7 protein-coding genes are annotated in these 8,935 nt (G+C 72.8%); all 7 read right to left on the minus strand.

Features of this window, described 5'->3' with window-relative positions; translation table 11 throughout:
- A partial coding sequence (locus GTW43_RS32310) for a serine/threonine protein kinase (RefSeq protein WP_343246182.1) occupies nucleotides 1–1,551 on the minus strand: 1,551 nt, incomplete at its 3' end.
- A 152-nt stretch (nucleotides 1,552–1,703) separates the two neighbouring features.
- On the minus strand, nucleotides 1,704–3,017 hold the full coding sequence (locus GTW43_RS32315; RefSeq protein WP_161305525.1) for a hypothetical protein: 1,314 nt from the start codon (nucleotides 3,015–3,017) through the stop codon (nucleotides 1,704–1,706).
- 66 nt (nucleotides 3,018–3,083) lie between these two features.
- Nucleotides 3,084–4,121: a glutamate ABC transporter substrate-binding protein gene (locus GTW43_RS32320; protein ID WP_161305526.1), complete on the minus strand. Its 1,038-nt coding sequence runs from the start codon at nucleotides 4,119–4,121 to the stop codon at nucleotides 3,084–3,086.
- A 14-nt stretch (nucleotides 4,122–4,135) separates the two neighbouring features.
- Nucleotides 4,136–5,557: a hypothetical protein gene (locus GTW43_RS32325; protein ID WP_202502226.1), complete on the minus strand. Its 1,422-nt coding sequence runs from the start codon at nucleotides 5,555–5,557 to the stop codon at nucleotides 4,136–4,138.
- A gap of 326 nt (nucleotides 5,558–5,883) precedes the next feature.
- Complete coding sequence (locus GTW43_RS32330) at nucleotides 5,884–6,864, minus strand: BadF/BadG/BcrA/BcrD ATPase family protein (RefSeq protein ID WP_161305528.1); 981 nt, start codon at nucleotides 6,862–6,864, stop codon at nucleotides 5,884–5,886.
- Nucleotides 6,855–8,120, minus strand: coding sequence for a 6-phospho-beta-glucosidase (locus tag GTW43_RS32335; RefSeq protein WP_161305529.1), 1,266 nt, complete (start codon nucleotides 8,118–8,120; stop codon nucleotides 6,855–6,857). The genes GTW43_RS32330 and GTW43_RS32335 overlap by 10 nt, the downstream gene beginning before the upstream one ends.
- 8 nt (nucleotides 8,121–8,128) lie before the next feature.
- Nucleotides 8,129–8,935 (minus strand): carbohydrate ABC transporter permease (locus GTW43_RS32340; protein WP_161305530.1); only part of this gene is annotated, 807 nt, incomplete at its 5' end.

The raw sequence follows: 8,935 nt of genomic DNA on the forward strand, positions 1-8,935 counted from the left end.
CGCGGCGGCGGGCGGCAGCGCCGGGGCGGCGCCCCGCCGTCTGCGCTCCGGCACCGTGCGCACCCCGAGCCGTGAGACGTCCTCCTCGAGACCGCGGAACAGCTCGGTGTCCGTCACCTTCACCTCGGGCCCGAACAGCGTGGACAGCGCCGGGCGCGGCCGGTCGGTCTGGAGCGCCACCACCTCGCGCAGCACACCGGTCAGCTGCTCCGCCATCTCCTGCGCGGACGCGAAGCGGCGCGCCGGGTCCGGGTCTGTGGCCCGGACCAGCAGCCGGTAGAAGGACTCGTAACGGCGGAACACCTCGATGTGGTCGGGGTCCGGCAGCGAGTCCACGAAGACGTTCGTGTAGCCCTGGAAGTCGAAGGTGAGGACCGCCAGCGTGCGCGCCACCGTGTACAGGTCGGAGGCGACGGACGGGCCGAGCTCCGCGACCTCGGGCGCCTGGTAGCCGACCGTGCCGTAGATCGCCGACTCGTCGTCGTCCATCCGCCGGACCGCGCCCATGTCGATGAGCTTGAGCTGGTCCTCGGTCTGGATCGCGTTGTCCACCTTGAAGTCGCAGTACAGCAGGTTCCTGCTGTGCAGGTGGCCGAGCGCCTCCAGGGCCTCGATCCCGTACGCGCAGGCCTGCTCCACCGCCAGCGGGTCACGCCGGCCGTCGGGGGTGCGCCGCCCGTTCGCGATCTCCTTCAGCGACTTGCCGCCCACGTACTCCATGACGATGTAGCCGTCCATGGAGCCGGTGCGCTGGTCGAGGTGTTCGACGAAGTTGTAGATCCGCACGATGTTGCTGTGCTCGATCTCCGCCAGGAAGCGGCGCTCCGAGATCGCCGCGGCCATCGCGTCCTGGTCGCCCGTGTCGAGCAGGCCCTTGAGCACGACCCAGCGGTCCGAGACGGCGCGGTCGATCGCCAGGTACACCCAGCCGAGCCCGCCGTGCGCGAGACAGCCCACGACCTCGTACTGGCCGTGCACGATGTCGCCCGCGTCCAGCTTCGGCACGAACGAGTACGGGTGGCCGCACTTCGTGCAGAAGCCCTCGGTGCGGCCCGGCCGCTCCCCGCGCGAACGGCCCACCGGCGCCCCGCAGTCCGAGCGCGAGCAGAACCGCTTCCGCTCGGGCACCTCGGGGTTCTCCTGCACCATCGCGCGCGGGTCGGGCCGCGGCACGTCCGGCACCCGCACCAGACCGGCGCCGAGCCGCGCCCGGCCCGAACTGCCCGCCGACGCACCCGAACTGCGCACCGACACCGACCTCGACGTCGCCGAACCGCCGGACAGCGAGCGCGAAAGACGGCCCGACACCGAGCGGCGCGACTGCGCGGAGCGCGACGAGGCCCGCGACGACGCCCGCGAGCTCGACGAGGCGCTCTGCGAGCCGCGTGCGCCGCGGCCGGCCGCCATCCCGGTCGGCGGCGACGACACCATTCCGTTCGGCGACACCACCGGGGCGAGCCCGCACGTGTCGCAGTACAGCTCGCCGCCGCCCACGTCCTCGTACCGGCCGCCGCACCCGGGCCGCTGGCAGCTGCCGGGCTCGCGGGCCACGGGCGTGCCCGAGGCGTGCGTCGCCGCACTGCGCGCCGAACCGTCACCCTCGACCGGCGCGGCGGCGGGCTTGAGCCCGCACGTGTCGCAGTACAGCTCCCCGCCCATGTCCTCGTAACTGCCCGTGCAACCGGGCCGTGTGCACTGCACGGCTACGGCTCCCCCCTCCGGTCCGTGGGCGCGGCCCCCGCGGACCCGCCCGACGACAGCACCTCGGCCGCCGCGTGTTGATAGCGCAGCACCGCCGCCTCGGCCACCCGCAGATCGCAGGGCGCGCTCCACAGCATGCGGCGCGCCGCGTCGTACCGCTCCACCAGGAACGGATCCTCCGCGAAGCCGAGCCGCGACACCTTCGCCTTGTACGCGTCGAGCCGGCCGCGCAGCTCCGCGCGCACCGCGAGCGGCGCCGTCACCGCGGTCAACGACTCGCGTGCGCGCAGCAGTTCGTCCTCCGCCTTGGACTCCAGGGACTCCAGGAGCGGCGAGAGCCGGTGCCACTGGCCGTGCCGCCGGTAGTCGGCGGCGGCGGCCAGCTGCTCCTGCAGCGCCGTCGGCGGGCCCGACACCGCGGGCACCTCCGATGCGGCGATCTTCGCGAGGACCTCGCCGCGCGCCGAGCGGGCCTCGGCGAGCGTCCGGTCGGCCCGCGACAGCACGTCCCGCAGCCGGCCGAGCCGCGCCTCCGCGTCCTGCCGCACCCCGAGCACGGCCTCGATCTCCCGGCGCACCTCCTCCAGCGCCTGCGCCTGCCGGTCGTAGGCCGCCGTGTCCGGGCGGCCGCCGCCGGGCGCCGAACTCCCGGGCGCCTTCTGCCAGTAGGTGAGCGGGTCCGAGACCACCTCGGCGCGCAGCCGGGTCAGGGCGCCCGTGATCCGCTCCAGGTCGTCGCCCGCCGGGTGCTCCCCGGGGCGCACGCCCACCGAGTGCGCCAGCTGCCGGGTACGGCCCAGCTCGGCGGCGAGCAGGTCTATCCGGGCGGGCAGCGCCGACCAGACCGCGTCCGCGGCCACCACCATGTCGAGGGACGACGCGTACAGCGCGTTCATCCGCTCCACCAGCGCGGCCAGCGTGAACCGCTCCGAGAGCTTCGCCGGGCCGGTGATCGACGCCGGGGCGCTCGCGCCCCGGGCCACCGTCACACACTCCCCGCGCAGCAGCTCGGTCAGCTCGACCAGGTCCTCACGGCTGGACCAGCGCCGCCGCGAGCGGATCTCCCGCGCGCCGCGCAGTTTCGCCGTGTACGCCTCGAAGTACGTCCACAGGAGCGTGATCGCCTGCTCGGCGGACGCCCAGCGCTCCCGCGTCGTCCCGGTCAGCTCGGCGCCCTCGAGCAGCCGGCGCCCGGCGTGGTCCTGGAGCGCGAGCAGGGACGTCTCGACGGCCTCGTGCTCGGCGCCGAGCCGGGCCAGGGCACGGTCCACCTCGTCCCGGTCCATCACCGGACCGGGGGGTCCCGCCTCGCCCATCGATCACCTCTCGCTGTCGGTGCCGTTCCGGCTGACTGTGCCGGTGTGCCGGTCCGGTCGGTCCGGTCACTTGTACTTCGGTGCGGGCGGCCCGTCGGAGGCGCCGAGCGCGGGCTCGAGCCAGAAGTCGTACGACTTCTTCCAGCCGTCCTTGCGGTAGTCGTCCAGCACCTTGTTGACCCGGGCCACCAGGTCGTCGGCGCCCTTCTTCATGGCGACGCCGTAGTACTCCTCGGTGAACGGCTCGCCCTTGAGCTCCACCGTCGGGTCCTGCGCGGCCTGGCTCGCCGCGAGCGCGCCGTCGGTGACGACCGCGTCCACCTCGCCGAGCTGGAGGCGCACCAGGCAGTCCAGCTGGTTCGGCACCGTGGTCGAGATGTCGGTGCTGCTCGGCAGCTTGCCGGTCTTGCGGCCCTTCTCCAGCGCGGTGAAGGCGGTGGAACCGGTCGCCGTGCACACCCGCTTGTGGGCGAGCGAGGCGCCGTAGCCGGTGATGTCCGTGTCCGACTTCGGGGCGAGCACCTGCTGTCCGGTCTGGAAGTAGGCCGTCGAGAACGCCACGTCCTTGAGCCGGTCGCAGCTGATCGTCATCGTGCGGACCACCATGTCGACATCGCCGCGCTGGATCGCCGGGATGCGCTCGTTGGTCGGGATGGCCTTGAGCCGGACCGCGTCGCGGTCGCCGAGGATCTCGCCCGCGATCTCATGCGCGAGATCGATGTCAAAACCCTCCAACTCGCTCTTCTTGTCCTGGTTGTTGGGGTCACGGTAACCCCATCGGTAGCTGTTCTGGTCGACTCCGACGGACAGGTAGCCGCGGTCCTTGATCTCCCTGATCGTCGCGCCGGACTCGGCGGAGCTCGGCGCCAGGCTCCGCTCCGGCTCCTTGCCCTTCACGGCCGGGTCGCACTCCTGCGCCCTGGCCTGGAGGCCGTCCGCGACGCCGGGGGAGCCGACGCCCGTCCCGTCGTCCGCCGACCCCGTCGTGCGCTGCGCCAGAGGGAGCAGCAGCGCGAACACCGCCGTCAGCGCGCAGACGACCGCCATGGCCGCCACGCCGCCCCAGCCGCGCAGACTCACCCTGCGCGCACCTCGCTCGTTCATTGCCGCACCCCCTCTCACCGGTACTCCGACAGCCTGCGCCCGACACCGAGCAGTGCGCCCGCCGCGGCGAGGACCGCGAGGACCGCGGCGCCGGCCGCGAGACCGGTCATCGCGCCGCGCCCGCCGCTCGCGTCGTCGTCGAACTGCTGCTGCTCGTGGGCGAGTGCCTTGTCGAGACTGTCGTCCACGAGGTCGAAGCACTCACCCGTCGACTTCTCCTGCCCCGTGGCGCCCTGCTTCGATCCGATGATCTTGTCGAGGGCGCCCTGGTAGTCACCGGAGTCGTCGCGCGCGCGGGCGTCGTCGTGGCGCTTGAGCCACTCCTTCATGCTGTCGGTCGCCTTGTCCACCGGGGCGCTGCCCGCCTCGTCGTCCCCGGCGAGGCCGTCGGCCGCGGTCAGCCTGGCCGCCAGCACCTTCATCTGCTTCTGGAAGTCGACGTCGTACTTGTCCCGGGTCTCGCCCTGCACGGACACCGTCTCGGCGCCGCGGCTGACCAGCGTCAGGTTCTCGTTGCCGCGTGCCTTCAGGGAGGCGATGCTCGCGTCGTGCAGCACGTTGAGCGACTTCACGCCGTGGTCGTACGAGGACTCGAGCCCGCTGCGCGCGACCGTGTGGCCCACGACGAGCCACAGGAGCACGACCGTGGTGGCCGCGGTCGCGCCGAGCAGGCCCTGGTTGAACACCCGGTTCGTGCGGCGGTAGTTGCGGCGCTGGGCCCATCCGAGGGTGCCGAGCGCGACGAGGCCGAGCGCGAGCGCGATCCACGGGTACGGGGTCGCCGCGTCGTAGTCCTCCTGGAGCCGCTGGTTCTCCTTGGTGTAGAGGTCCTCGGCGGCCGGGAGCATCTCGGTCTGCATCGTCTGGTTCGCGTAGCGCAGGTACGCGCCGCCCAGCGGGAACCCCTGCCGGTTGTTGGCCCGGGCGCGCTCGATGAGGCCCTTGTACTGCGGCAGCAGCGTGTTCAGCCGCGCGATGGTGCGGGCCGACGGGGTGCCGGGGTCGGTGCTGGCCGCGGCCGTGACGAGCTTCTCGGCGGCGCGGCGGATGTCCTTCTCGTACCGGTCGCGCACCGCGGCGGGCTCCTGGCCGCCGGCCAGGAAGCCGCTGGACGCCGCGGTGTTCGCGTCCGCGAGCGAGCGGTAGATGTCCGCGGCGTCGGCGGTCAGCGGCTGGCTGGAGTGCAGCACGTCGTCCGCGGCGCTCGACCGGTCGGTCATCTGCCAGGCCGTCGTCGCGCCGAACGCCACGACGAGCAGGGCCAGGACGGCGCCGATGATGCGCAGCCGGCCCGGTTCGGTCGTCGCGGCCGCCTTCAGCCGGTCGACGCCCTCGGCCCACGCGGTGCGGCGGGGCGGGGCGGGGGCCGGGGGCGGCGGTGACGGTGGTGCGGGGGCGGGTGGGCCGCCGCGGGTCTGCGGCGGCACGCTCGGCATCGTCGGCGGAGCCGTGCTCCCGTTCGGCGGGTGTGTCACTCGCCCCTCCCCCATGGTCGTCCGGACGCGGCGATTATCGCTGCCGCGGTGGGTATCCGCACAGGGCTTGCCTGGATCTTGTGTGAACCCCTTCTCAGGAACACGTGATCGGGCGGCCCGCGGTTCCCTACGGCTCTCCGTCCGGTGGGGCTTCTCGCGCAGTTCCCCGCGCCCCTGAAATGCAGGCGCTTCGCGCCGCATTTCCCCGATGAAGGCTGGGCGGCGCAGCCGTCCGCCTTCAGGGGCGCGGGGAACTGCGCGACCAGCCCTCACCGGCCCGCGGTCGCTCAACGGGCGTAATGACCCCGGGCCTTCGTGTACGCGCCCGGCGGAGCCCCCACCGCGTCGAGGCCCAGCAGCACCGCCCCCAGAACGGGCGGTTCCGTCACGACGCGCGGGTGGGCCTTCGGGGCCCGCGACGACAGCAGCTCCCGGATCGTGGCGTCCAGCAGCGCGTGCCGCGCCGCGAGGACCGACCCCCCGAGCAGCACCGGAACCTCCTCCTCCAGCAGGTCGAGCCGGCCCAGCGCGACCGTCGACATGGCCACGATCTCCTCGGCCATCCGCTCCACGAGCCCCCGCGCCACCGCGTCCCCCCGCGCCGCGACGGCGAACAGCACGGGCGTGCACTCGTGCCGTCGCGCCATCGGTACCCGGCCCAGGTGCAGCGCCTCGATCAGCGCGTACATGGACGGCAGTCCGAAGTGCGCGGGCAGCGCCTCCCGCAGGGCCGTCGCCTCGCCCCGCCCGTCCTCGGCCCGCGCCGCGAACCACAGGGCCTCCTCGGCGAGGCCGCCCCCGCCGCCCCAGTCGCCGGATATCTTCCCGATGGCGGGGAAGCGGGCGGTGCGCCCGTCGGGAAGCATGCCGGCGCAGTTGACGCCGGCGCCGCACACGACGGCGACCCCGCGCGGCTCGGCGTCCTCGAGGAGGCCCGCCCGCAGCACGGCGAACGTGTCGTTGCGTACGTCGACCCGGCCCGCCGGCGACCAGCCGCGCTCCCGGATCGCCTCCGCCAGCTCCCGCTCCTCGACGGGCAGGTCGGCGTTGGCGAGACAGGCCGAGACCAGGTCGACCGAGTCGGTGCCCGCCGCGGCGAACGCCCGGCCCACCGCGTCCGCGAGGACGTCGACGGCGGCCCGGACGCCCACCCGGGGCGGTTGGAACCCGCCGCCGCGGGCCGTGGCGACGACGGTGCCGTCGGCCGCGACCACCGCGACGTCGGTCTTGCTGTTCCCCGCGTCGATGGCAAGGACGGTCATGCCCACGCGAGATGCTCCCGGTTGTGCGCGATCAGCTGGTCGGTGAGCTGCTCCGCGTACTCGATCTGGCCGATCAGCGGGTGCGCGAGCAGCGCCTTGAAGACGCGGTCGCGGCCGCCGCGCAGGGCGGCGTCGAGCGCCAGGTCCTCGTAGGCCGTGACGTTCGCGACGAGGCCCGCGTACAGCGGGTCGAGGGTCGGCACCGGCAGCGGGCGGGCGCCCTTGCCGTCGACGGCGGCCTGCACCTCGATGACCGCGTCGTCGGGCAGGAACGGCAGCGTGCCGTTGTTGTACGTGTTCACCACCTGGTGGGGGGAGCCGCCGCCACCGAGCAGCGACGCCGCCAGGTCGACCGCGGCCTCGCTGTAGAAGGCGCCGCCGCGCTGGGCGAGCAGCGCGGGCTTCTCGTCGAGCTCCGGGTCGCCGTACATCGTCAGGAGCTCGCGCTCCATCTCGGCGACCTGCGCGGCCCGCGACGGCTTGGTGCGCAGCTCCCGCACGACCGCGTCGTGCTGGTAGTAGTAGCGCAGGTAGTACGAGGGCACGACGCCGAGCCGGTCGACGAGCGGGCGCGGCATGTGCAGGTCCTCGGCGATCGCGTCGCCGTGCTCGGCGATCAGCCGCGGCAGCACGTCGTCGCCGTCGGGGCCGCCGAGCCGCACGCCGAGCTCCCACGTGAGGTGGTTGAGGCCGACGTGGTCGAGGTGCACCTCGGACGGCTGCACGTCGAGCAGCCTGGCGAACTTGCGCTGGAAGCCGATCGCGACGTTGCACAGGCCGACCGCCTTGTGCCCGGCCTGGAGCAGGGCCCGGGTGACGATGCCGACCGGGTTCGTGAAGTCGATGATCCAGGCGTCCGGGTTGGCGCGGCGGACGCGCTCGGCGATGTCGAGGACGACGGGCACGGTGCGCAGCGCCTTGGCGAGACCGCCGGCGCCGGTGGTCTCCTGGCCGATGCAGCCGCACTCCAGCGGCCATGTCTCGTCCTGGTTGCGGGCGGCCTGGCCGCCGATGCGCAGCTGGAGGAGCACGGCGTCGGCGCCGGTGACGCCCGCGTCCACGTCGGACGTGGTGCGGATGACGCCGGGGTGGCCCTGCTTGGCGAAGATCCGGCGGGCGAGGCCGCCCACCAGCTCGAGACGGTCGGCCGCCGGGTCGACGAGCACGAGCTCCTCGATGGGCAGGGTGTCCCTCAGCCGCGCGAATCCGTCGATGAGTTCGGGTGTGTAGGTCGAGCCTCCGCCGACCACGGCGAGCTTCATATCGGTTCTCAGCCCTTTACTCCGGTGAGGGTGACGCCTTCGACGAAGGCCTTCTGTGCGAAGAAGAAGACGATGCAGACCGGCGCCATCACGAGCAGCGTCGCGGCCATCGTCAGGTTCCAATTGACCATGTGGGCGGACTTGAACGATTCGAGACCGTAACTGAGCGTCCACGAGGCCGGGTTCTGGGCCGCGTAGATCTGCGGCCCGAAGTAGTCGTTCCAGCAGTAGAAGAACTGGAACAGGGCGATCGCGGCGATGCCCGGCTTGGCCATCGGCACCACGATCTTCAGCAGGGTGCGCACCTCGCCGCAGCCGTCGACGCGCGCCGACTCGATGTACTCCTTGGGGATCGTCAGCAGGAACTGGCGCAGCAGGAAGATCGAGTACGCGTCGCCGAACGCCATCGGGATGATCAGCGGCCACAGGGTGCCCGACAGGTGGAACTGCTGGGCCCACACCAGGTACATCGGGATCACGATGACCTGCGGGGGCAGCATCATCGTCGAGATGACGAGCAGCATCGCCGTGCGGCGGCCGCGGAAGCGGAACTTGGCGAGCGCGTAGGCGACGGGGATCGCCGAGCAGACGGTGAAGAGGGTGCCGAGTCCCGCGTAGATCAGGGAGTTCTTCCACCAGTCGAGGAAGCCCTCGGTCCGGAAGACCGTCGTGTAGTTCTCCCAGTGCCAGGAGCTGGGCCACAGGTCGCCGCTCATCGCCTGGTCGTCGCTCATCACCGAGGTGAGGAAGACGAAGACGAACGGCAGCACGAACAGCAGGGCGACGGCGATCGCGATGCTGTGCACGGCGATCCA

Origin of the sequence: Streptomyces sp. SID5785 (genome assembly GCF_009870065.1) — a bacterium.
Lineage (GTDB): Bacteria > Actinomycetota > Actinomycetes > Streptomycetales > Streptomycetaceae > Streptomyces.